The sequence below is a fragment of the Dehalococcoidales bacterium genome (genome assembly GCA_028716225.1).
GTDB lineage: Bacteria > Chloroflexota > Dehalococcoidia > Dehalococcoidales > UBA5760 > UBA5760.
In genome coordinates this window covers 1-23,839 of sequence record JAQUQE010000015.1, presented here as the reverse complement: position 1 = coordinate 23,839, position 23,839 = coordinate 1, and the positions used below count along the sequence as shown (strand labels likewise).

Annotated in this window: 30 protein-coding genes; 24 read left to right on the top strand and 6 right to left on the bottom strand. The window is 52.6% G+C overall.

The features are described 5' to 3' along the window. Position 1 precedes the first annotated feature (1 nt). The 15 genes from PHI12_09080 to PHI12_09010 are packed head-to-tail and all read left to right on the top strand — an operon-like array spanning position 2 to position 9,195. Positions 2-457, top strand: a complete 456-nt coding sequence (locus tag PHI12_09080; protein ID MDD5510952.1) for a hypothetical protein — start codon at positions 2-4, stop codon at positions 455-457. Positions 458-483: 26 nt separating this feature from the next. After that, complete coding sequence (locus PHI12_09075; GenBank protein MDD5510951.1) at positions 484-3,252, top strand: phage tail sheath subtilisin-like domain-containing protein; 2,769 nt, start codon at positions 484-486, stop codon at positions 3,250-3,252. A gap of 16 nt (positions 3,253-3,268) precedes the next feature. Continuing rightward, positions 3,269-3,772, top strand: coding sequence for a hypothetical protein (locus tag PHI12_09070; GenBank protein MDD5510950.1), 504 nt, complete (start codon positions 3,269-3,271; stop codon positions 3,770-3,772). Then, complete coding sequence (locus tag PHI12_09065) at positions 3,714-4,322, top strand: phage tail protein (GenBank protein ID MDD5510949.1); 609 nt, start codon at positions 3,714-3,716, stop codon at positions 4,320-4,322. Before PHI12_09070 ends, PHI12_09065 begins: the two co-directional genes overlap by 59 nt. 21 nt (positions 4,323-4,343) lie before the next feature. Continuing rightward, positions 4,344-4,919: a phage tail protein gene (locus PHI12_09060; protein ID MDD5510948.1), complete on the top strand. Its 576-nt coding sequence runs from the start codon at positions 4,344-4,346 to the stop codon at positions 4,917-4,919. A gap of 8 nt (positions 4,920-4,927) precedes the next feature. After that, positions 4,928-5,284 carry a DUF2958 domain-containing protein gene (locus PHI12_09055; protein MDD5510947.1) on the top strand — a complete coding sequence of 119 codons (357 nt, stop codon included), beginning with the start codon at positions 4,928-4,930 and terminating at the stop codon, positions 5,282-5,284. Positions 5,285-5,302: 18 nt separating this feature from the next. Further along, complete coding sequence (locus PHI12_09050) at positions 5,303-5,965, top strand: hypothetical protein (protein ID MDD5510946.1); 663 nt, start codon at positions 5,303-5,305, stop codon at positions 5,963-5,965. An 11-nt stretch (positions 5,966-5,976) separates the two neighbouring features. Continuing rightward, on the top strand, positions 5,977-6,297 hold the full coding sequence (locus PHI12_09045) for a hypothetical protein (protein MDD5510945.1): 321 nt from the start codon (positions 5,977-5,979) through the stop codon (positions 6,295-6,297). Beyond that, positions 6,269-6,904, top strand: coding sequence for a hypothetical protein (locus PHI12_09040; protein ID MDD5510944.1), 636 nt, complete (start codon positions 6,269-6,271; stop codon positions 6,902-6,904). Before PHI12_09045 ends, PHI12_09040 begins: the two co-directional genes overlap by 29 nt. Before the next feature lie 10 nt (positions 6,905-6,914). Then, entirely contained in the window at positions 6,915-7,139 is a 225-nt protein-coding gene (locus PHI12_09035; GenBank protein ID MDD5510943.1) for a hypothetical protein, read from the top strand. Further along, on the top strand, positions 7,136-7,273 hold the full coding sequence (locus tag PHI12_09030; GenBank protein ID MDD5510942.1) for a hypothetical protein: 138 nt from the start codon (positions 7,136-7,138) through the stop codon (positions 7,271-7,273). Before PHI12_09035 ends, PHI12_09030 begins: the two co-directional genes overlap by 4 nt. Positions 7,274-7,280: 7 nt before the next feature. After that, positions 7,281-7,718, top strand: a complete 438-nt coding sequence (locus PHI12_09025) for a hypothetical protein (protein MDD5510941.1) — start codon at positions 7,281-7,283, stop codon at positions 7,716-7,718. Beyond that, complete coding sequence (locus tag PHI12_09020) at positions 7,715-8,053, top strand: hypothetical protein (GenBank protein MDD5510940.1); 339 nt, start codon at positions 7,715-7,717, stop codon at positions 8,051-8,053. Before PHI12_09025 ends, PHI12_09020 begins: the two co-directional genes overlap by 4 nt. A 13-nt stretch (positions 8,054-8,066) precedes the next feature. Continuing rightward, positions 8,067-8,384, top strand: coding sequence for a hypothetical protein (locus PHI12_09015; protein MDD5510939.1), 318 nt, complete (start codon positions 8,067-8,069; stop codon positions 8,382-8,384). Between the two features lie 34 nt (positions 8,385-8,418). Continuing rightward, entirely contained in the window at positions 8,419-9,195 is a 777-nt protein-coding gene (locus PHI12_09010) for a hypothetical protein (GenBank protein MDD5510938.1), read from the top strand. An 11-nt stretch (positions 9,196-9,206) separates the two neighbouring features. On the opposite strand, the gene PHI12_09005 is transcribed toward PHI12_09010, so the two are convergent. The 6 genes from PHI12_09005 to PHI12_08980 form a co-directional block, all read right to left on the bottom strand. Beyond that, entirely contained in the window at positions 9,207-9,518 is a 312-nt protein-coding gene (locus PHI12_09005) for a hypothetical protein (protein MDD5510937.1), read from the bottom strand. Between the two features lie 83 nt (positions 9,519-9,601). After that, on the bottom strand, positions 9,602-9,826 hold the full coding sequence (locus tag PHI12_09000; GenBank protein MDD5510936.1) for a hypothetical protein: 225 nt from the start codon (positions 9,824-9,826) through the stop codon (positions 9,602-9,604). Positions 9,827-9,880: 54 nt separating this feature from the next. Continuing rightward, a complete protein-coding gene (locus PHI12_08995; GenBank protein ID MDD5510935.1) occupies positions 9,881-10,135 on the bottom strand; it encodes a hypothetical protein in 255 nt (84 codons plus the stop codon). Positions 10,136-10,183: 48 nt separating this feature from the next. Further along, complete coding sequence (locus PHI12_08990) at positions 10,184-10,525, bottom strand: hypothetical protein (GenBank protein MDD5510934.1); 342 nt, start codon at positions 10,523-10,525, stop codon at positions 10,184-10,186. Continuing rightward, positions 10,525-10,704 (bottom strand): hypothetical protein, encoded by a 180-nt coding sequence (locus PHI12_08985; GenBank protein ID MDD5510933.1) that lies wholly within the window; start codon positions 10,702-10,704, stop codon positions 10,525-10,527. The genes PHI12_08990 and PHI12_08985 overlap by 1 nt, the downstream gene beginning before the upstream one ends. Positions 10,705-10,810: 106 nt before the next feature. Beyond that, the gene (locus PHI12_08980; GenBank protein ID MDD5510932.1) at positions 10,811-11,230 is read right to left on the bottom strand and encodes a hypothetical protein; all 420 of its coding nucleotides are present in this window, start codon (positions 11,228-11,230) and stop codon (positions 10,811-10,813) included. A 447-nt stretch (positions 11,231-11,677) separates the two neighbouring features. On the opposite strand from PHI12_08980, the gene PHI12_08975 reads away from it, so the two are divergent. The 9 genes from PHI12_08975 to PHI12_08935 form a co-directional block, all read left to right on the top strand. Further along, the gene (locus PHI12_08975) at positions 11,678-12,523 is read left to right on the top strand and encodes a hypothetical protein (protein MDD5510931.1); all 846 of its coding nucleotides are present in this window, start codon (positions 11,678-11,680) and stop codon (positions 12,521-12,523) included. Between the two features lie 213 nt (positions 12,524-12,736). Beyond that, positions 12,737-16,588 carry a hypothetical protein gene (locus PHI12_08970; GenBank protein ID MDD5510930.1) on the top strand — a complete coding sequence of 1,284 codons (3,852 nt, stop codon included), beginning with the start codon at positions 12,737-12,739 and terminating at the stop codon, positions 16,586-16,588. Between the two features lie 9 nt (positions 16,589-16,597). Next, positions 16,598-16,981, top strand: a complete 384-nt coding sequence (locus tag PHI12_08965; GenBank protein ID MDD5510929.1) for a hypothetical protein — start codon at positions 16,598-16,600, stop codon at positions 16,979-16,981. After that, a complete protein-coding gene (locus tag PHI12_08960; GenBank protein ID MDD5510928.1) occupies positions 16,978-18,303 on the top strand; it encodes a hypothetical protein in 1,326 nt (441 codons plus the stop codon). The genes PHI12_08965 and PHI12_08960 overlap by 4 nt, the downstream gene beginning before the upstream one ends. Then, a complete protein-coding gene (locus tag PHI12_08955; GenBank protein MDD5510927.1) occupies positions 18,300-19,253 on the top strand; it encodes a phage baseplate assembly protein V in 954 nt (317 codons plus the stop codon). Before PHI12_08960 ends, PHI12_08955 begins: the two co-directional genes overlap by 4 nt. Positions 19,254-19,266: 13 nt before the next feature. After that, entirely contained in the window at positions 19,267-19,644 is a 378-nt protein-coding gene (locus tag PHI12_08950) for a hypothetical protein (GenBank protein ID MDD5510926.1), read from the top strand. Positions 19,645-20,017: 373 nt separating this feature from the next. Then, positions 20,018-20,443 carry a GPW/gp25 family protein gene (locus PHI12_08945; protein ID MDD5510925.1) on the top strand — a complete coding sequence of 142 codons (426 nt, stop codon included), beginning with the start codon at positions 20,018-20,020 and terminating at the stop codon, positions 20,441-20,443. Positions 20,444-20,445: 2 nt separating this feature from the next. Then, positions 20,446-22,623, top strand: a complete 2,178-nt coding sequence (locus PHI12_08940) for a hypothetical protein (protein MDD5510924.1) — start codon at positions 20,446-20,448, stop codon at positions 22,621-22,623. Next, the coding region (locus tag PHI12_08935; GenBank protein MDD5510923.1) for a hypothetical protein at positions 22,620-23,839 on the top strand (1,220 nt) is incomplete at its 3' end. The genes PHI12_08940 and PHI12_08935, both read left to right, overlap by 4 nt.

Genomic DNA, 23,839 nt, shown 5'->3' with positions numbered 1-23,839 from the left:
TATGTGGTATTACTACTCGGGTAAAACCGTTCGGCCGATACCTGTGAAAAAGGGTCTGTCGAAGTCGGTGCGTCCAAATACCAAGATTGAAATCTTGGAAGAGACGGTGGAGGTAGCGGCTCTGATTCGTAGCGGACAGCTTCGTATTACAGGGCGTCCTCCGGGTGCACCGTCGGTTGCCGAAGCGCCGGTGCCGCAGAAGAAGATCGAGGATGTGCTGGGCAAATCGGAGCTGGCGAAACGGTTTGCCGAAAAGGGCAAGACGAAAGCGGCGGGAATCCCGCCGGTATCAATAAAGCCGCCTGAGCTGACCGAGGCGGAAGCGGAGATTTCCGTGGAAAAGACGGCGGAAAGTACAGAAACGCCGATTGTTGATGAAGTTGGTTCTGAAAATGTTGACCAAGATGAGGAGTTGAAGGATGTTGATTCTGGCAAGATACGCAAGAGACGCCGATAATTCGGCTTGGCAACATGGAGTAAGAAATGAACGACTTTGCACATGCCGGTGTATATATCCAGGAGGTTCCGAGCGGTCCCGGTCCGATTGCGGGCGTCTCGACATCTAACTTCGGTCTCGTAGGGTACTCACCCCGAGGCCCGGTCAATCAACCCACTATCTCGACCAGCTTCCCGGAATACGTCAGACAGTTTGGCGGATTCTCGGATAAGGGTCTTGCGGCGCATGAGGCGTATGCTTTCTTCGCAAACGGCGGGAGCATCATGTACTTTGTCCGTGTTGCTGCGAGCGATGCGGATGCTGCGGCTTGGGATCTCATGGCCGATACAGTAGAGGCCCTGGCTGTAAACCTCGAGCCTACGGGTATCTACAGCAGGCAACTGGAGAAGACGCCGCTGACACACGTTGGATTTTCGTTGCATCTGAACGCAGCCATTCCCGACAACGAATATGTTTTCATATCGGATGCCAACGGGAATCTCACGGTGGACCCGGTGAACTCGGGTGCGGCTGCTATCGCGGCTGGTGGGTCGGGTACGATCAATCTCACAACCGGGGAAATCAATTTCACAATAAACGACCCGACTCTGTACATACCTACGGGTATGCAGGCTACGTATACGTATCGCGTGTTTCGGTTCCAGATGGCGTGGCCGGGTGAGGCCGGGAATTTCTTCCGCGTGCGGATCAATCCGGGCAGCGATGACTACTTGGTGCAGGCCGAGGCGCGGTGGACGAGATTCGATGTGATGCTGGACGAGAACGTGAGCGGTGATGCGCTGAATCCAGCGTGGGAGACAGTCGAGACATGGGCGGATCTCGTGTTCGATGACCCGACGAGCCCGAGCTATATAACCACCGTGATCAATGCCGACGGCTCTGGGTCTTCCAATCTCGAGGTCATTGACTACGGCAATTACGGCAATCCGCAAGACCTGCAGGGAACTCAGGTTATTGCCGAAGATTTTTCTGCTACGAGGGTTCCGCAGGGAAGCACTGCGACACCACCGGTGGCATACGACGGCACGATCAAGGCATGGCAATATGCGTTGGCGGACGCTCCGTTCCAAAAGACTGTATCGTTGGGATTTCAGTTTTCGGATTACGTCGAGTACGACAGCGGCGTGGCAACAGGCGGTGCGGCCGGTACGCTGAACGATACGACAAAGGCGTGGCCCCTTACGAGCTTGATGGGATATGTTCTGATCAACAAGACGCTGGGATGGTCGGCGGTGATCACTAACAATACGGCTACCAGTATCACGTTTGTCGACATCAACGGTGGGCCGTCGACACCCGTGGCTGGCGATGAATATATGCTGGTTAGCCCGAAGGTGAAGATCGGAATGGGGCACAACACGGCTACGGAGAGCGTGATTTCGCCCGGAACGTCGTCAAATCCGGCAAGGATAGTTCCCGGAACGGTCTGTATGCAGGTCAACGTCGATGGTGTTGGCACCAAGTACATTACCGATGACGGGGCTGGGAATCTGACGTTAGATCCGGAAACTCTGAACGCAGTAGTTGGCAAGATCAATTACACCACAGGGCAGATTGCGAGCCCAACCGATGTCAATAACGTCTTGGATTTCACCGGGAATGAATTGGCGGTAGGTATTCCAATCTTGTTAGGTTGTCTCTACTATCACTCCGTGGCAGTAGAGGACGACGCCAACGGAAACCTGGCTTTGTCGGCGACACAGACCGCCGGAGTCCCGACGAAGTATCAGCTCGATACGAACGGCGTGAATACTGTCAGCTACACGACGGGGGTGGTAAAGACCACTTGGAAGCTTACAAGCGACCCGAGTCTTGGAGTTCCCGGCGTGTACAGCTCCGTCGCCAACTACTACACGAATCCGGTGAGTGAGCTGTCCAATATCCTGACAGGCGGGACTGACGGCACGGACATCACGAGCGCGGACGTTGTGGACCCGGATTTGGCGGTAGACCAAGAGGGCGTGTTCGCGTTCGGAAAAGTGGACGCAATGATGACACTCGTTGCGGCGGACTTCCAGACGGACACCTACGTTTCGTGGGCCTTGATTGATTACGCGGAGTTGGTCAAGGACAAGTTCGTGGTACTGACGGTTCCGCACGGGCTGTCGTATCAGGAGGCGGTGACCTGGAAGAAGTTCCAACTCAACAAGTACACGAGCCGCGCAGCTCTGTACTATCCGCACATCAAGGTGCGCGATCCGATAACGGACGTGAACCTCGATATCCCATGCGGAGGTCACGTTGCCGGTATCTATTCGCGGACAGACTCGACACGGAACGTGGGCGAGGCACCGGCGGGCATGGCGAAGGGCTCGATTCAGTGGGCAGTCGGCTTGGAGGCCGATCTGACCGAGACGCAATGCGGTATCGTGTACGAGAACAAGATCAACCCGCTGGTTCAGTGGCCGCATACAGGGCGCGTGGTGTGGGGAGCGCGGACGCTCGACATGTCTGGCGGCGAATGGCCGTACATCCAACAACGCCGGTTGTTCATGTTCGTCGAGAAGTCGGTGTTCAACGCGACGCATGTGCACATCTTCGAGAACAATGGCCCGACGCTGTGGAGCAAGATCGATACACAGGTATCGACATTCTTGAAGGGTCTGTTCGACTCGGGATACCTGGCAGGAGACACACCGGCAGAAGCGTACTTTGTAATCTGCAACAGCACGAATAACCCGGATACTACAGTTAAGAAGGGCATCGTATTTTGCGATGTTGGAATCGCGGCGAACGTGCCGGGTGAGTTCTTGGTATTCAGGTTCCAGCAGAAGGTTATCGCTGCGGCGGCGTAACCGATACGGGTGACCGATGGGAGCGATCAATACTATACCTGCTGTTCTGATACATCGTATTCTGAACGGGGGGGCCTTATCTGGCGTTGCTCCAGTAGGATCTCCGCTTGTTGATTCCGGCGAGACGATTCGTCGAGGCCGCTATCGAAAATATAGCGATCTGACCGACGGAGGTCTCATCGATATTGCGGAAGCGATTGCTCACGAAGGTTTTACGGTCCAGCGAGTGTACGTATCGATGCCTGGGGTAACCGGTATCGACTTGTTTGTGGTTGACCGGGATGGCGACGATTCCTTTGTAGGGAACATCACCTTGACAGCCGGGAACGGATATGCGGAATGGGAAGCGCCTGGGATATTCGTTCCGCCCGGATGTCAGTTCAAGGCGAAAAGCTTGCAAGCATTGACTGCCGATGGGCAGTTGGTGTTTATCCTGGGCAATGGTTGGGATATAGCAGTTTTTGACGAATTCCCGTCGCTTGGAAGGGACAATAGGCCGCCAGGCATGGATCGGCCATAAGGAGATTGAAATGAGACCAGCGAAGACCGATATGATGCAGGGGTTTCGATACCATGTCACATCTGCAAATGCGAGCGGTGTGGATCTTTTCCAGAGCACCCCAGCGTCAGATCGTGATAACTACGAGGCGAAAGCGGTGGCCGGATTCAATCAGGTGACGATGCCGGAGTTGTCGGTGGAGGTTGCCGAGTACCGAGAGGGGAATTCGATTTGGGCCATGAAGTTCCCAGGGCCGCCTACCGTTTCCGAGCTGTCGCTCATGCGCGGCATCACAAAGAGGGACACGGCGTTTCATCAGATGGTCATGGCGTCGGTGAATGGTCAAGAGTACCGCTGCGACGTTACGATCTGGCACTATCAGAGGACCGAGATGGCGGATGCGGTTGCGGGCACGACGGACAAGTCGAAGCACCGCAGGATCGAATGCGGGGAATGTTTCGCGACCACGGCCAAGGTGGGGGATTTCGATGCGACAGCCAGCGAGGTGTCCATCGCTGAGACAACGATTGCTATCGAGAAGTTCGATATCTTCCCCGGACAGGCGGCATAAAGAACGGCGAGGGGATTTTGGATGGCCAGAAACAGAATATTGGACTTCATGCAGTCTTATCGTTTCTGGCTGTTCGACCTTGTTCCGAGTATGGCTCCACCGTTCTATGTTCTTGGTGCTCCGTTCTTTGGCTTCTCTGCAATTTCATCGCCTGAATACTCAGCACAGGTCGATTCCATCACGCAGCTAAACTCGATGTTCAAGAAATACTCTTATGGAGGCGGAGAGATGTCTCCGATTACATTATCGAGAGGCGTGCGGGGATTCGACGACACTATGTGGCAGTGGATGTATCGGGCATTGACCGGGCTAGAGACGACACAGCGGCATCTCTTGTTGTTGAGCTATACGAACATCAATCTGTACAATATTGATCCGGTGACTGGCATTGGGAAGCAGTTCGACAGCAGCGGGATACAGAATCCGTTTGAGATTGGAGAGTTCTTACCGGGTAAGGCGTGGTTACTGTGGGGGTGTATACCATCGGCGTACAAATCGGCGTCTGATTTTGACGCCAATTCACCTGATGTGAGTATTTCGGAGCTAACAATTCAACCTGAGGCCGTTACTGAACTGACGGCTCTTGATCCGATTTAAGAGGGAATATGGGAAAGCTAGTAGAGGCAATTGAGCGCGTGTTATCCGAGGGGGCTTGGCAAAAGCTGTTGACATCTGTTGACCGAAAGCGGCTTCCACCGTTGTACTCGAACGAGAACAACCCGGACCCGACGGTGTGGGTGAAGTTCTTTTATCCTCGAGGATCTGGGACGTGGCTGGCGACGGAGTTCGATGGGAAGGATACATTCTTCGGATACGTCATGGGGCTTGGCGACGATGAGTTGGGGTATTTTTCGCTGAGTGAGTTGGCCGGGGCTGGCTGCGAGCGGGATCAATACTGGAAGCCCATAAAGCTGTCGGACGCCAAACGTAAAGAAAGACGAATGCAGGGACGGGGAGATTGAAAACAGGAGACATAGAGAATGAAACGACCGAATTTTGACATGAACGATCTGTGTGAGTTGGCCGGGGTTCAGTACGAGATTACGGGGCGTCCGGCGCTCGTCGAGCAAGAAGACGGCGACGATGGTGATGTAAAAGGAACCATCGAGGCGCTGCGCGATACCGATTACCGGGACAAAGAGGACTTCTTCAAGATGGTTCAGCTTCTGAAGGGGCTTGCCGCGTCTTCGGACGACGAGATGGCCAAGAAGTACCTGTCCGGCGTCTCGGATGCCTTGACTTCGGTTGCGAAGCAGGTGCTTGGAGAGAGCCACAAGGCACCGCGCAAGGCCAAGAAGCAGATAGGGGAGCAAGCGTTCGGTGATGTGGTGGGTGACCTCATGGGTGGGGTCTACGACGCGCTGAAAACCGAGACAGAGGGATGGGCGTCCACGGATCTGGTCAACGAGCTGACAAAGGAGTTCGAGGGCATTTCGTTCGCATTCGACAAGTTCGACTTCAACCCGGCGGATATGGAGGGGACAATAATCGTGAACGCGCTGGGGACCATCGAAGACCCAGACGCCATGGCAGAATGGATTGCGAGTCATTTCGACTTCGACCCCAAAAACGTGACGGTGAGCACGACTGGCGATCCGGGCACGTTCGTGATCGATATGCTGGTAGACTTCGACGTGGACTGAGAGGTGCGGCAATGAATCGGATGATCGAGCGAATACAGAGTGTCTTGGACGAGGCGGGGCATGGTGTCGATAAAAGGGTTCTTTTCGGTGCGCTAAAGGATATTGAGCGTAATATTTCTGGTTCAGCTTCTGGGTTTTCACGGAGTGTCAAAGATGGCGCGTTGCAGGGGACAGTACAGATGCTGGCTGGGTTCATGGGGAGTATACTCTGGTATTTGGCTCAAGGTGCAAAGGGCACACGGTTTGCGGGGGTTTTCGAGGGTCACAGAAGAAAAATAGCTGACGATATTAGCGAATTTGCTAATGGGCTTCCGTACACAGATGCAGATTGACGAGTCAGATGTCTACGTAGATGACCGGGGCATGGCCCACGATGACGAGGGTAATTCCTGGTTTGTAGGGAAGTCTTACCTGGGTATCCATAAAGGGTCTCAGTTTCGCGGATCGATGCCGGACCAATCTTGGCGCAATCGGACACCGGAAGAGGAAGCGATGGTCCGGGCGATTGCTACGGCCCATGCACGGGATAGAAACAACCAATTCTTGCAGTCCATGTTTCGATTGACTGGAAAGACTCCTCTTCGGTTGTCGCTGAAACAGAAATCTGTCTTGGCGAAGATCATGAAGGGTATGGGCCTGCGTGACGAGGCCAAGCTGTTTGAGAACAGGATAATTACCATGCGAAAACTAATAGAGAAATTGGAAGTGGCACAGACGGAGGGGGTTCTTGGGTTTGATACCAAGATGAGACGTGCGATAGAAAGTGCGTTCGATCAACTCCGGGCTCTTTCCCAACAGGATGACTGGGACGCGCGGGAACGAGAGGATGACGTGGTTGTTGGGCTGCAAAGGATGATAAGGAATGATCCGGTCAAGTTTCTGTATAGCGTCATGGAGATAGTGGGGGTACGCGGCAAGTACAAAGGTCGGTACGCTTAGGAGGTAGACGATGGAAAAGCTAAAATCGCGGAAATTGATCGTCGGTATCTTGGCGGCGCTCTTGATCATAGTCAATGACGCCTTGGGAAAACCCATATCGGAAGCGGCTGTGTATTCGGCGATTGCGATGCTTGGGACGTATCTCGTAGGCCAGGGGATCGCGGACGTGGGCGCGGGCACAAAGGCTGCAAAGGAAAAAACGAAGAAGAACGTGGCCAAGGAGCTGGTGGAATGAAATCATTGATTGAGAAAGCAACCATGGATGCCTTGCCGCACAACATGTACGCGGAGCTTTCTCGATGGAAGGATGTTATAGAAGGTTTCCGTGGCGACCTCGGGAAGTTGAAGAAAGAGATGACTTTCAGGTAATGATCGGATGGGGCAAGTTGAAACCAGATCGGATATTGCGAAACGGTCCATGCAGGCGTTGGCAAAAAGCGCAGGGAGGCGGTTGTACAGGGAGAAGATATACAGTCCGCGCACGATTCCAGGCGGCACCATGGTGAAGATGGTATCTCAGCTTCCAGATGCGGATGGCGATTTGATTGGCAGGTACAGGGTGACCATGTATGTGCCGGACGATATGCAATTCAAGATATCGGTGCTTGTAGAATGGACGCGGGATGCTTTGGGATTTTGGTATCAGGATGCCTTTCGGCTTGATAATATTGACAATCCTATTCCGGCGTTGCTTGATAGATTTAGGGAGTCGATGAAGTGGATACGGACGACGGCGGATGGACTTGTAAAGGTGGCATCGATGAACCGAATGTTTAGAAAAATGCGTAAAAACAGGATAAAGGACGCAATATGAAGTTATCAGAAAGACTTTCTGAGTTCTTGTCCGAAAAAGAAGAGGTTCAGGATGAGTCGCTGACTCACGATGAGCGTGCGATTTTCAGGTCGCTCAAGGCCGCCGGGGAGCGGGCTACTAAGGGGCGAGAAATCGACGAGTTCCTGTTTGAGGTAAAGTTCAGGGGCGACCAGCCGACGTTCCAGATGCTTATCGAAGGACGTCATGCGATGCTTGTAGGACGACAGGTTAAGAAAAGATTTTTGGAACACAACGATTTGCGGTTTGTGGACCTACTTCGCACCAAGAAGGGCGTGAAAGTCGTCTTGGTTCCGGAAGAAACATGCAAAAACTGACAATGGAAATAAGATGACAACGACTTCTGCAAATATAGCTGGCGTCATGATACCCCTTGGCTGGATGCTTCGGCGCGTGTTTCCGGGTGAGGTGATCGATGTCGATGACATTGAGGAGATAACTCCGACTGGAAGCAGGAAGCGAAAGCTCACGGCGGGTGTCTATGAGCTGTTTGTGCCGGATGGTGACGCCGTGGTCGAGGCAAAGGACAAGCGCCAACACAAGCTTGGTGATAAGGGCGGTGTATGGCGGACGATTCGGGGCAGGAAACACTTTTTTTCCAACGACAAGACGGGACCGATACCGTCAATAATTCCGAGGAAGGTTTGAGGCTCCGGCGAGGGGCTTGAAAGAGGAGAATACGATGACCGAAGAGCGAGAAATGAAAGTCATTATCGAAAACATGGAGACCCTTGCTGTTCAAGAGTCGATAGGGCCTGAAACGTTTCGCAAGCTACTCGACAAGATGTTCACGTCGAATTCGTGGGGCCGCTTCCTGGATCTACTCGATAAGCGGGGATACAACAGCATTCAGGTCCAGGAAAATCTCCGGGAGTATTTTACCGAAATGCTCAAGCGGTATTTCAAGGGGCGTTTCGACATCGGGACATTCACGGTCGACCCATACGAATATGCGGCGATGGCGGCGAACGCGAAGGGGTTGCCGGAGACCAATCCGCCAAATTCGGCGGGAATCGTCAATCGCCAGAGGTGGGATGCGTTCTTCGACAAGTTCCTTTCCATGAATCGGCCCGAATATGAGCGGCTTATGTTCAGGTACGATCTTGACGGACCTTCGGTAGCGGCGACACTCAAGCAGGGATTCTACATGATCGTCAAGAAATACTTCGGGCAAGGCGGCAGGGTGCCGACCCGGAGTATTGGCGAGAAGAAGATGGATGAGGAGTCTATCTCGCTGAGCAAGGTGAACAGGATCGTCGAGGCGATGCTGTGGTCGCCGAGGGTCGAGAGGTTGCTGGCGTCCGAGGGTGTCGACGAGGCTGGGGTGGCTGAACTATCGAATGCGCTCATTCCAGTGCTGAAGATGTTCTTCTCGAGCAAGGGCGTGGGGGTTCAGGGGACAACGGCGGCCAAGACTGCAATCAGGGATCTCGGACGTTCCGGTTTCGGGGCGGAATAGCTACAAGCGGATTATGCTTCTTCGATTTGGATGCCGGGAAAGGCATCCTCGAAGCTCAGGCGGCAATCGCCGCCTCTGTCGTGGCTCTCGTACAGTTTGACGGCTTCATCCTCGGATAGCGGCTCTATGGAGTCATTTTCGCCTTGCCAACAGGTTTGATGGACGGCGAAGTATGCGCCCTTCGCCGTTCGGTAGAGAAACGTATTGCGGCCGTGGCGTTCGTAGTTGTGGCCGTCCCAGTAGTCGTTTCCGCTGATGAGGGTGGCGGTTTCGGTGTTGTACCTTTTGCTGTCGATGATTGCGGTCATGGTTCTCGGATTCATGGCGTATGCCTTTCTCCCGGCTCTGTGGCCGGATTTGACGGGGCGAAATTGCCCCTTAAAACCGGGCAATGCCGGTTGATGCCCTAATGCTCGAACAACCTCGTTTCATCGAAGGTGACGAGTTTTAGGGGCTTGCCGCGCCATTTTCGGGGCAAATCCCCAATATCGTACCTTTGGCAATAGTCTACCGGCGAACCGTATAGTTGGCGGCATTCGTCCAGCGTGTCATGGACGCCAACATAGTTTGGGACTACCGTCGCTATGTAGCAGTTATCGGATTTGTTTCGATAAATATTAAATTTTATCATCGGTCATTCTCTTCTTGTAATTCGAGCACGGATCGGACGCGGTTGCGCTCGTAATTAGTCCTCCGCATGGACGAAATCCCCTCCGAAGCTCGGACCGCCCCAATCCGCGCATTGGTCCTCGTTCACTAGACGCTTACACGCCACACATATGAGCGTACCGAGCCGCCGATGCTGCAGCCGCTCACCGACGGCGTATCGACGGCGTAATGGTCCCATGTTATACAGCCGTCGGTCGGTTGCGGCTGCTGGCTCATCCGTCCATCCCTTCCGGATGGTGCCATCTACTCTCAAGTACGAATTGTAATCCATGACTCTCTCCTTTGTTAAAGCGCCCGAAGGCATAAACTCAATTCTGTTTCAACCAAAGGTTATGCTTTGGCTGAGCCTTTTTGCTTTTACGCAGAGTTCGAGTATTGCCCTAAGACGATACCGGACGTGTTCGTCCGAAGTACCGAGAGTAACACATCTCGGTGAATGCCAATGGTCCTCGGTCGAGTAGTTCTGGTTTTCGACGTTGAGATGGAACATGGCCAGCTTGGCCACGCGGTCGATTTCTTTGTCAGCGATTTCGCCGCAGAGACCGTCATTGGGATTGCAAAAGACGCTGAGCATATCCATGATTTGCCTGGCGTTGACGTTTGAGAAATGAGGGTCTTTCTCGAAATCTGAATGTCCACGTATTGAAAAGCTGACGCCCATTAGTGGACTCCCCAGAGGTCTTCCGAATAGTCGGTGTAATCGGCGAACAGATCGAACGCCTCGTCCTTGAGCGAGGCGAGTTCCGCCATGAGTTCATCGTCGCCGTATTCGGCCGCTTCAGACGACATGGAATCAACCATGTTAATCTGAGCGAGCAACATTTCGGTTTTCTTGGACATTGGCCAACTCTTTCTCCCGAATCTTACGGGGCATCTCGTTACCTAAATATAGTATACAACCTAGAATGAGTTTGTCAACGGATAAAAGGACTATTTTTTTATTTTTTTAGCCGTAGCTGGCGACGAGAATCCATTGGAATTTTTCAGGAATGATTCTGAATATTTGACAGAAATTTGCTATCATGCCGTCTGCATTGATGGCTGCGTTCAAATGCTTTTCTTCCAGGAAAAACGGTTGATTTGGCTTTGCCGAATGGATTGTTGTCATGTGGATGAAGCAGTCAGGTTCGTCTGGCTGTCCGAGGAATGAAATATCACAGCCGGATTCCTCGACTATTTTGGTAGTCGACATGCTGTCGGTGTCGTGGACGACCTTTGCATATACGGTTGTCCAGTCGAAGTCTATCTCCCATTCGTCGGGACACATTTTAAGCTCTTGGAGTCTGCCTTGGATGATATTTGCGAATTCTCCCCGCTTGACGCGGAAGCCATACAGTAGTTTTGCTTCGGAGCTTATGTGGCTCATTATCCCTCCATACCTTCTTTGATTGCTGCTTTCTTCGCGAGGCGGCGACCGTTGCGAAAAGATTTGCGGCGTGCATACGATCCGGGTCTGTCTGAGCAACACGGACAGCTTGGACCGCCGATTCCGAATTGAGACAGAATGATCTTTTTTTCTACGGACATATGGCACCTCCTTTTTGAATCATAATAACCGATATGGATTTGTCAACATTTATTTGTGATGTTTGAGTGAAACAAGTTGCGATATGCGTCGGATTTACTCATAATTGACACATGCCTCGACTGAATGTCGAAATCCATGACGGGGTGTATCAGCGGTTCTTGCGGCAATGCAAGGCTGACGGTAGAAATGTAAGTGATGTTATTCGATCCTTGATTTTGGATTTCGTAGAGAGGCGTGTCCGTGAAACGAAGCGACTTGTTGAAGGCTATGAGAAAGAGGAAGAGGATGTCGAAAGAAGAGCTGAAAACGGCTGAAGAGCCCCAAGGGGAAGAGGGGGCTGAAACGGTGGCGTTGGTTCAAGACCGCACGAAGGGACACGTTCTAGATCCAGCTCCCGGCTGTCTGGCAGTGGAGTTGCCGTGTGGATATATTCAGGGCGAAGAGATCCATACGACGGCGGTCGTCCGGGAAATGCGGGGATACGAGGAAGACATCTTGGCATCGTCGGGATCGATCATCGCACGGCTGAATGCGGTCGTCGGGAATTGCTTGGTGCAGCTCGGGGGTATCGGCGACCGGGCTACACTCCAAAAGGCGGCGGCGGACTTGACCGGGCATGACAGGATGGTCGTGCTCCTGGCAATTCGCAGGGTGTCTCTCGGTGATTTCTACGACTGCAACGTGACGTGTCCGAATTGCAGGGTCGAGCAGCATGTGACACTGGACCTCAAGCAGATCGATGTGGTGCCGATGCCGAATCGGATGCTGCGCGACCGGACGGATACCCTTCCAAGCGGGAAGGAAGTAAAGTGGCATGTAATCAGGGCCACGGATGAAGAATGGCTGACTGCTCAAAAGTCGAAGAAGAATGATCGTCTTACGTTGGGATTATTGGCTCGGGTTGACTCCGTTGGGGATGTTGAAATTGACCGGAACCGGGACTACCGCAAGGCATCCACTGCCTTGAAATCCTTGTCGACCAAGGATCGGACATTCCTGCGGGAGTTGTTCGAGCGGGAAGAAGGTTCCATCGACACGAAGGTGGAGTTTGACTGTGACGAGTGCAACCATACGTGGCAAGGCCACATGGACGTGGGGCAATCAAGTTTTTTCTTCCCCTCGGCCAAGTAGAAGCCTTGGAAGACGAAATCTTCTTCTTGATGGAGAAGCAGGGTCAGTCCTACGAGGCTTCGATGGCAATCCCGTATTCGCGGCGCAAGCGGTTCATAGACCGGAAAGTCACGATGGAAAAGGCGCACGCGAACGCACGGGCTTCACAGCCAAAACTTCGACCAAGACGGAGACGGTAGCACGCGCACTTGAGTGCGCTACCTTTGCAGTAAAATGAGTTTCCTCGGGTTTGCATTTGAGATGGGGGCGCGGGACGTAGGGTTCGAGCAGACCCTTGGGGATACGATCAAGGGACTCGATTCCGTCAACTGGCTCTTGGAGAAGCAGAACAAGATTGCGGGAGGGGCCGCAAAGGTTGTCGACAAGCTGAACGCTGAACTTGAAGGGCAGACGGTTATACTTGGGAGATCGATTGGAGCGGCCCGAAACGCTGTGGTTGGCGAGGTGGATAAAATAAATAAGCGAATCGAGGATGTGACGGTAGGGTTAGGCCATTTTTTTGGTAGAGCGACCATGGAAATGGAAAATTCAGTGGTTGAGTTCGGGCGGTCACTCGGGGCGGCTCGGAATACGGTGGTCGGCCAGGCCGAGGATATGGCCTATAGTGTTGGTCAGTCCATTGGGAAGGCAATGGTTAAGGCTGGTGAAGTTACATATAAACCGTTGTTCAAAATGGGACAGGCATATGCGGTTCTTCGTAATACGGCAATGCCGCATATTGAGGTGATAGGAAATGGCCTCGGCAAACTTGGCGAGAAATCACAACAGGTTATGAAATTGGTTGGTAACGAGCTTGAGCATGTTGCTTCTGTAACCAAGGATATATTTGGCAAGGGTGTTGATGCAGGGATGTCCTTGGCCAGCCGAGGTATTCAGAAATTTAGTGTGATTTTCAAAAAAACGTTTGGCAAAAAACGCGATGAACTTGGTCAATTTATAGAAAATACAGATGATGCAACAAAGTCAGTTAAAAAACTGGGTGACGAGCTAGACGATACGGGCAAAGAAGCGGGAGGTTTTAGGAAGAAAACATCTGGGGCAATGGAAGGGTTAATGAAGCGGGTAACTCAGTTCAACGTAGCGAATATCGCGGCGAACATGAAGACGTTGACTGGAGAGACGGGAAACCTTACTTCCAGCTTAGAAGCCACGATGACGGGGCTGTTGCAGACGACAAAGCCAGTGGCTGCGACGTTGAATCTGACCGGTAAGGAAATGAAGGCATTTGCGTCGCGGGCGGCAGGTATTGCCTACGGAATGAACACGAGCGCGGATACTGTTGCGGACGTGATGAAGACGATGCACGTTGCCAACAAGGGGGCCAAAGAGGCTATGGACTCGCTTGGAATGTCAACCCAGGATTGGGTCAAGGTCGTATCTACGACCGGCGTTCCGATGCAGGATTATACTGAGATTCTTGGTGACCTTACAGCGTCGTGGGGGGCGGCACCGAAGGACGCTGCCAAGTTCCTGGACAACATGACGGCAATTGGGAAGGCGACAGGTACAGGGCTGGGGCCGCTAAAGGGTGCGAAAGGTGCGTTGGACGAGATTGGAGGAATATTCAAGTCACTTCCTCCAACAATGCAGCGGTCGTCGAAAGAAATACAGGGCCTCATGGAGTCGTCGGCTCGGTTGTCCGGTGCGTTCTTAAAGATGGGCGTGAACCAAGAGGACGCGGTGACCAGCGGGAATGCCGTGGCCAAGATGTTCGCGGAGCAGGATGTCGCGATCACGCGGGCACTGAGTATTGGCGATGACCGGGCTTTGAGTGAGAACCCGTTGTTGAAGTACATGATGCAGCTCGGAGTCGGGTTTGACGAGGCGCGGGAGATCATCGCGACAGGCAGCCGGGATTCCGTGGCTGGGGTACAAAAGATCAATGAGTTGTTCTCCAAGATGAGTGCGGACGAGAGGACCGGGGTACAGCGGTCGCTCGCGGATTTCAGTGCGTCCCTGGGCGAGGGGGCGAAGGGCTTGGCGTTCCTTGCGGCTGGGACAAACGAGAGTACGACTGCGTTGGCTGCGATGGACAAGCTGACTGTCAAGGGGTCCGGCGCATTGAACCAGTTTGGGAAGGACGCATACAGCTCTGGATTGACGCTGCAGGATACGTACAATCGAGCACAAGAGCAGTTCGACATGATGGTCCGTAGTGTAGCGCGTAAGGACGTGCGCGGGTACGTGAAGGACCAGATCGCGGGTATGCGGGAGGCTGGCAAGGAGATTCAGCGATTGGGCTCTGACGAGACGTGGGGGCCTTTTGTGAAAGCGGTATCGAACTACGAGCAAATGGGGATAAGCGGACTTTTTGCGTCGTTCGCATCGAATACGAAGGACGGCGTAAAGAATGCGGCAGCGTTCGGGGCCAAAGCCGGACTCGTATTCAAGACGCTCGGTAAGTTCGGGGATGAGCTGTCACCGATTATGCAGATGCTCGGGATGTTCGGACCGCTCGGGGGCATTGCGGCGGGTGCCGGGATCGCCGGACTGTTCGTGATGGATGACAAGGCGAGGAAATCGATTCTTGGCCCGTTCGATTCCATTATTGGCGGGATGAAGGAAAAAATCAGCGGAATGCTCAAGGGAATCAACTGGGGCGAACTGTGGACGAAGTTCAAAACGGGAGTGGAAAGCGTTTTCAACTGGTTTAAGAAGGCATTCACGGGGATCAAAGAGAGTGGGATATTCAAGGACATTGCCGACGGTTTGACCAAGGCTTTTGAATTTGTCGTGTCGCTATTTCCTTGGGAAGCTATCTTGAACGGGGCTGCAAGAGTTTTGCAAAAACTGGCGGACATACTTGCAAAGGATGTGGACTGGGCTGCGTTGGGAACGACGTTGGTGGGCGTTTTCAAAACGATACTTCCGAGCCTGATCGGGATGGTGAAGTCCATGGTGAGCGGTTTGTTTTCGGGCATGGGCGGTGGTGAGATTTCCACGATGGCCACGATGGGTGGCGCGGCGTTCATGCTTGCTCTTTCTAATCCTGTGTCTGGTATTGTGGCGTTGGCGGGAATGGCTGGGCTTAGTTTAGGGGAAAAGATTGGAAAATTTGTTACGGACATAGAAGACAAGCTGACCGGACAGGATCTGGTATCACGGGGGCTTGAAGGGTCCAAGAAAATAATGAGTGATGACAGAAAGTCGTTGGAGCTTACTGTCATGAATATGCCGTCTTATTTAGACGATTATGCCAAGTTGATGCAGGATGCAATTGCGGAAGAGAAAAAGGCCGGAGTTCTACAGAGTGACGAAACGATAAAACGGCTCGAAGACACTATAAAATATATCGAAACAATAAAGTCTGACGTATTTGCTCGTGAACAGGCTCTGAATGTTCAGTTTTCAGGTAGTGGTTTTACAGAAAAGGATCTGTACGACCAATCTATAATGCCCATGGAGGAATGGGAAGGAGAGCTGATTGCGGCAAATCAAGAGGGTGCATTACTTGGTGGGCAATCTGTTGCTACACAGCTTGTGACAGGGATAACGGATCAGCTCAAAAGCGAAGACACTACAACACAGATAGATAATGCCGTGTCTGATGCGACATCTAGTATTATTGGGCAATCTCCACCCATTACGGGGCCGCTTTCCGGTGAAGGGCCAAGCAGTGATGTGTACATGGCTGGCCAGGCAATCATGGAGCAGTTCTCGTTTGGGATTGCGGACAGCATGGATATGGTGCGGCAAACGGTAGAAATGGCGATGGACGAATCTGTTATTTCTGCCTTGGACACTTATGCTGTGAAAATGCGTGAGTTGTCGGCAAAGAAAGGCTTGTTGGCGTCGATTGCGGAGGGGATTGTCGCCGACATGGGGATGAAGATAGAGACCGCAGATCCGGATGCGAACGTCGATGTCAAGAAGAGCTTTGCGCTGGCGATGAGCTTGCCGGGACTTTCGGGTGTTACAATGGCGGTTGTGAACGAAGCGGCGGCCACAAGAAAGATGCTCAAGGCCATACACAACGAGCTGGTTACCCAGACGGGCATCATGAGCGGTACGAAGCCGACTCCGAAGGGGGCTACGACATCGGGGCCAGCCCCGGTGGCCGGATAGGAATAGACGATGGCGAGTGATCCGAATCCAAGAAAGAACATATTGAAGGCCAGTCCGTTGTCGTTCATGAACTTCATGCCCGAGCAGGTGGTGTATGATGAGGAGACGGACAGTACGATTCGATTTAGGGCAATGTTCGAGATGCCGAGCTGGGATGGTGTTGAAGAATCGGAGCGAACCTATCTGGTAGAGGGGCCGGACGAGCGGCTGGACAAGATTGCGGCGGCGGCGTGGGGAGAAGAACGTAGTGAAATGTACTGGATCATTGCTGCGCGTAACAATCTGGATCTGCCGGACGTTCAGTTATACAAGGGACGAAAGCTGAAAATCCCTTCTAGGAACTGGATCGATACGAAGTTTTTGCCACAAGGGAATAGGTATATCGAACGATGACATCGGCGTTTACAGACCCCATCGCGCAAGTGATCATTACCGACATCGAGAGCGGTGAAGAGTGGCATTGGGGATCGCCGGACAGACCGTTTTTGACTTCGGTTCAGATTGTGTATGTCATGACTGATACGAATCCAAAGCTGTCGGTGGGTATCGATGTTCCCTATGAATTTGCTATACCTATGCTGGACATTATCGAGAGCACTCCGTTCAAGCAGCACAACTTGGTAAAGGCTCGGATAGGATATGCGTCGGGGAAATTCCTGCCGTGGGTTGCTGGGTATTTGCCAAACGGCGGCAAGGGCTTGTCGCTGGATGCCAACGGCCTTACGGGCACGCTCGAGATAGGCATCGACTCTACGAAGACCATCGGATACACCGTGACCAAGGATGTGCTTGCGGAGTCCGGATACGATGCGGTCAAGTTGCTCACGGGCTTGGCAAGATTGCTTGGCAACGAGATTTCCGTGACGGATGCGGCGTCGGCAAACCTGAACGCCTGGAAGCTCTTGAAGCCCAACAAGGTGTCATATCAGAATGCCGTGGATTTTTACGGGGGGTTGGCGAACAAGGGGATTTGGGATGCGATCAAGGAAGTTTGCCTAAAGAACAACGTCAAGTTCTATATCCAGGGGGACCGGGGGACGTTGCAGATTTTCACGGAGAACGACAAGTTTCAACAAAAGCTCGAAGATTCGGTTGTGAACAAATACGTGTTGCGCGGTATACTGAATCCAGAAAACAGACAGTATCCTTGCTACGGATTTACACCGGCGGAAGATGCTACGAACTGGGTATCCAAGGGGCCAACGGCATCGGCGAGTGGTGTTGATGCGTCGGGGATCGATACAGAGACGGGTGAGGACGTATCGAAGACGCTGGACCCCAAAGAGCAAGAAGAGCCTATTGATGGGAGGCTGAACGCTACAGCACCGCAAGACATCCGGTACTCGGATAAGACGGTCGGGGAGAAGGTGGCGGACATAGCTAAGACGGACGGTAAGAAAGGAACGTACATGTCAGGTCCGGTGATGCCGGGCGGGTCCGATATATTTTACAGTCAGGCGCGGAGATTCCAGACTCAGGGAAATCCGGGGTTGGATTTGGAAATTCAGACCATCGGCCATGCGGACGAATATGTTGGGCGCTTGTGCGAGCTATGGGGGTGTGGTGCGCTATTCAACGACCGCTATTTCATCCAGGGGATAACACACTCGTATGAGGGCGGGGCGTGGAATATGACGCTTAATTGTCACCGGCGTGGATGGAAGGCGGTTACGGGTGAGAAGCAGGAGACGGCAGGGGGGCAGTTGCAGAAATGATTTCCCCGCTTGAATGGCTGAAGAACTACCTTGGCGATGTGACGCGGGGGCTGGAGCGTTTCTGTAATCGTTTTTACGGAACCTATCCAGCGCGGGTGATTGACAATAAAGACCCGGAGGGGCGGTACAGGATTCGAGCGACGTGTCCGGCGATCAACATGCCAAATCCCGAGGATGTTCCGGGTGGTTTTTGGATGAGACCTTCGATGAACGGCATGGGCGATACTCCGGACGGGCAGATAACGGGAGTTTTTCATCCGCCGGAAGAGGGATCGATTATATGGGTCGTGTTTGAGTGGGGCGATCCACAACTTCCTATCTACATTGGGGGAACGATCACGACTCGACAGAAGAGTGAGACTTTCCAGTCGGACGATATGGAGAACAAGGGTCCGACGAAGCGCGGGATACGCACAAGGGCAGGGCATTATCTGGTTTTCAACGATGACCCGGACAAGCTCGAGGTCGCAATCGTGCGCGGGGACGGTGAAGGCGAGCCGACTCCGCAATTCATTTCATTTACGAAAGAGGGGCATACGCAAATTACGAACAAGAACGGATCGACCTTGTACATGAATGCAGAGGACGACGAGACGACTTTGCAAACGGTAGACAAGGACGGAAAGGTGGGGTCGATGTTGTTCTTGGGTGTGGACAAGGTGACGTTGATGACCAAATCGGGGGGTGCGATTGCGATCAACGGCAAGGATATTGTGCTGACCGGGGACAATGTTGTGACAGATTGTAACAAGCAATTCTCGGCCAGTGCAGGAGTAGTTTTTTTAGGTAAAGGTGCTTCTGAACCTGCCATAAAAGGAAATGCTTTTGCTCTTGGGTGGGGGCTGACTCATCAACATACAACATCAGCGCCTGGTGCACCAACTACTCCAGGCACTACTCCTCCGGTAATGATGTATAAGGAATTATCTAGTAAGGTGTTTATATCATAAAGGTGTTAATGCAATGCGTAGGATAGATATCAAACCTGGAGACAAATACGGAAGGCTTACTATTTACAGGTATGGCGGTAGAGGCATAAGGGTTTGTGAGCGTTGGAATAGTTTTGATAATTTTTACAATGACATGGGGCCTTCTCCTGGTTTGCATTATTCAGTAGATCGAATTGATAATAATGGAAACTATGATCCGTGTAATTGCCGATGGGCTACGCGAAAACAACAAGGTAGAAACAAAGGCAACAATGTTGTCCTCTGTATTGATGGCGTTGGTAAAACTCTTTCAGAGTGGGTAGAATATACGGGTGAAAATTATTGGAAAATAAGATCTAGGATCAAATATGGGTGGACACATAAAGATGCTGTATATGGAAAGATAAGATGAGCCGCTGTCACATACCTACTCCGTTGGTTCCGGGATTGGCGATACCGGTGCCGCAGCCACCGTTCAGTGTTCCGTCGTTGCCAGACGCACCAGACGTTCCTAGCGTGCCAGGACCGTCCATTCCTTCGCCGAAGCTGGCGATACCGGTGCCGCAGCCACCGTTTTCACTCCCGGCAATTCCAAGGCTTCCTACACTTCCCCGTAAGATACCGGGGGTGACGTATACGCAGCCGAAAGTTTCCTTGGCGATACCGGTGCCTGCAGCGCCGTTTTCGATTCCGGCACTTCCGAGTGTGCCGAGTATTGGGGTAAAACCGCGATGTCCATTGGACTGAAATTGCGAGTCAGTGCTTGTGTATGATAGGTTAAGATCATGTTTTTGAATAAGGTGCCATCGACGGAAGATGAACAGATTGTAAAGTCGTTTGCTTTTCCGTATCAGCTTGGACCGACGGGTATGCCAGCGATGGTGTCGCCGCAGAATAAAACCTATGTAAATATCGTGGCGTTGCTGATGACGGCTCCGGGCGAGCGGGTGATGAGGCCGTCGTTGGGCGTGCCGATCTATTCGTTTGTGTTCGAGAACATGACGCCGATTCAGCAGGCGAGATTGGCTAATTTGGTGGCGAACGCAATAGAGACATATATCCCAGGGACGCGGGTGAATAGCGTTACTCCATCGTCTCAAAAACTGGAAAATGGCATTGGGGTGTCAATCATTTTTGACATCGTGTATACCGTTGGTGGTGAATCACGGGAGCAGCAAGTGATTCTTACACCGACGACGCAGGGAGTCTGAGAATGGTTGATGACGCATATGCCCCGCTGGTCCCAGATAGGCGGATGTTGAATGAGGTGAAGTTTGCGGCTCGCGACTTCACGTCCATGGCAGACGAATTGCTGCGTCGCTTGAAAGTAGAATACGGGACTGTCTACAACGACTATGCGACGGTTCAGCAGGGCATCATGCTGCGGGATCTTGTTGCATGGGCGTATGCGGCGCTGATCTGGTATCTCGATAGGGCAGCGAGTGATTGTTTCCTGGCGACGGCGCGGACAAGCGCGGCGATAGAACGGCTTGTCGAGCAGTTGACGTATAAGATGCGACCGGCCGCTCCCGCTAGTGGTCCGGTTGCGCTGACCTTCCCGACGGGGACTTCTACCGGTTTCGAGATGAAGGATCGCTGGAAGTATTCGGGGCCGAATGGGCTCTTCTACGAATCGTATGCAAAAGTTACGCAGCCTCTGCCTATTGCTCCGGGCGGGATACTGAACGTGGAGGTGCGACAGGGTGAGTCTCGGATACTCACTTACACGTCGAACGGGGAGAAGAACCAGACGTATAGGCTGGCGAGCGTGGACCCCGGACGGTACTTGGCGTACCAGAAAGTTGAAGTTTGGGTAGACGGTTCGCTGTGGCCGGAGGTCGATTTTTTGACGTTCGAGGCGATTCCGCAATACGAAATCAGCTATATGCAGAATCCGCCTATTGTGCGGTTCGGGGATGGCATTGCTGGTGCTCTTCCTCCAGTGGGTGCCGAGATCAAGATTCGGTATCTGATTATCGATGGCGACAAGGGCAACGTGATTGCTGACACGATCAAGACATCGGTGGACAAGCTGATTATCGCGGGGCAGCCGGTGACGTTTACTGTTACGAACCCTGATCGCATATCCGGGGGAACGAATCCGGAAGACCCAGATTCGGCTCGTAGGTGGGCACCGCAAGTATTTGCGGCCAGGGATTCGGCGATTACGCAACCGGATTATGAGGCGCTGTCGAATACGTTTTCGGACCCTACTTTCGGTGCGGTTGCCAAAGCCTATGCAATTAATCCCAAATCGTCGTATGACGATATTGTTACCACTGACTTGCTGACTCAGATCGATTCGCTTGTTACGGTGTTTGCGGCGGACGCGGCGGCAATTGAAACGAGTACGAATGCGGATGCGGCGTCGGCGAAGGCGTTCTTGGTGAATATCCAGTCGGTGCTTACCGGGCTCGAGACGTTGCGGGGGGAGATGTATGGATGGGCGGCGGCGGCTCAAAACCATGTGGCATCTGCACGCGCTTATAGTGTGGATGCAAATGCTAGATTGTCAGTGGTTACAAATAATGGAGCCGTGGTTACGAACGGGATTCAGACGTTGATAAACGACGTGAACGGAGGATTGTCTCCAAGCGAGATAGTTGGGCGTTTGAATTCGCTTCTTGTCGCGGCAAATTCTACGTTGTCGGAGGCGCAACAGGCACAGACGGGGGTATTGACTATCCAGGGGGCGCTTGATAGCGCGGCGGCTCCGCTTGACGACTTGGTAGAAGCACTGGATTCCGGGGGTACGATGGATACCTCGATTCAGTCTATGTCTTCAGATGCCGAATCCATATCGGCGTTGCTTGACCAGATAGCTGCTGACCTTGCACAGCTTACCGGAGATAGTGCGGCTTTGTTGTTGGGCGTTGAGGGCCTTATAGCTGATATAAGACTCAGGATTTCTGAATTGTTTTCGGACGACTGTCTATCGAATTACGTTCAAGTTCCGATTTTGGCGTTGGATTTGGATGGGAACTACGTGGCTCCTTCTATTGGATTGATGGATGCTTTGCAGACATTTTTGAATGCTCGCAAAGAGGTGACGCAGGTTGTAGAGGTTGTGGATGGTTCTCTGAATCTCGTTCCGGCAAGCATCACGATCAGCGCGATGGTTCGGTCTGGTTATGTGCCGGACGAGTTGAGATCGCAGATTGCGGCCACGGTCAAGCGGTTGATGAAGGGGCGGGACTTCAATCAGCCTTTGTATCTCTCGGATCTGTATAAGGCCATTGAACCACTTGTGGGGTTGCACCATGTCAATATTTCAATGACTGGACCTGTAGGTGTAGTTATTGGGGGTAACTTCATGACGGGAGAGAATCAGGTTGCTGTCTTGGGTGCATTGACTATCAACCTTACCAGCGAGGATGGTGGTGACATATGATTACTGAAACACCGAGAAATCAGTGGCCGGTTCCGGCCTGGAATGCCGATTGGCAACTGTGGCAGCAGAAGTTTGAAGACTTAATGAGCGGCGTGGATGCGACGAGCTTTGGTTTGCTGGAGGCGCTTAGGACTATTTTTAAGTCGATTCCGAATGCGCGTGTTTATGATGATGCTGGCGTATTGAAGCTGGAGATGGACGACGATCTTGTTCTGATTTCAAGGACGCTGAACACGGAGATAACTATAGATAGCACAACGCCGCTTACGCTTTTGCCCAACTACATGATCGGTGTGGTGATGACGCCGGGTGCGGTAGGGGCACAATCGACGGTCTTGGAGCTGTTTGCTTCGACTCCGATTGATCCGTCGATAACGATCCTGGGGTATTTCGGCAACGATCTGACGATACGTTGGTTTAACGGGGCAACGTTGATGCAGGGCGAAGACGCCAGGGCGATGTTTTCGTTCGGCGATGGCGGGGGTGGCGATACATATTGGGCGCGAAATGAGGTTGGTACTCCGTATTTGGTTCCTGTTGCGTCTGCCGATCTCGTTCATGTAGGGGCCGGAACGGCTGCTGAACCGGGGCTCTCAGGGCACAGCGATCCTGATACAGGCTTTTTCTGGCCCGGATCGAATGTCTTGGGTGCTTCTCTCGGTGGCAGGGAGCACGTTAGGTTCTACAACGATGGCAGTGGAATGGTTATGGCGGTGGCCGGGGGAGGTTCTACAGAGTTTGATCAGTGGGACTTCAAGATAATTCATGAGAGAACACATTCAGGGTCGCCCGCTCAAATCCAGATCAAGACGATTGCGGGTACAAACGGGTCTCAAATCCAGATATCTCCGACTTTTACCGACTCGTTGAGTTCTGGGACAGCTATACTCAATGCGACAAGTAGCGGTGGGCATGCCCAGAGTACTTTTGGGGCTATTGGTGGTGGGGACGACATTGGAGTTGACAGGAACGCTACTGTATACCTGTCGTCTTCTGCGTACCACGGCATTGGCGCTCTGTACGTGGACATGTACGGGCGTGACCAATCGGCATTGCGTATTAATTCTAGAGTGTTTACTGCTGATGCCTATCTGGATTTGTGCGCTACCGGACGGACGAATACCGATTATACCGGTGGATACATAAGGATCGGATTCAATGAGGACAGTGACTATCGGCCGAGTTACATCCGGTTTTATTCTAAAGCTCTGGAAGC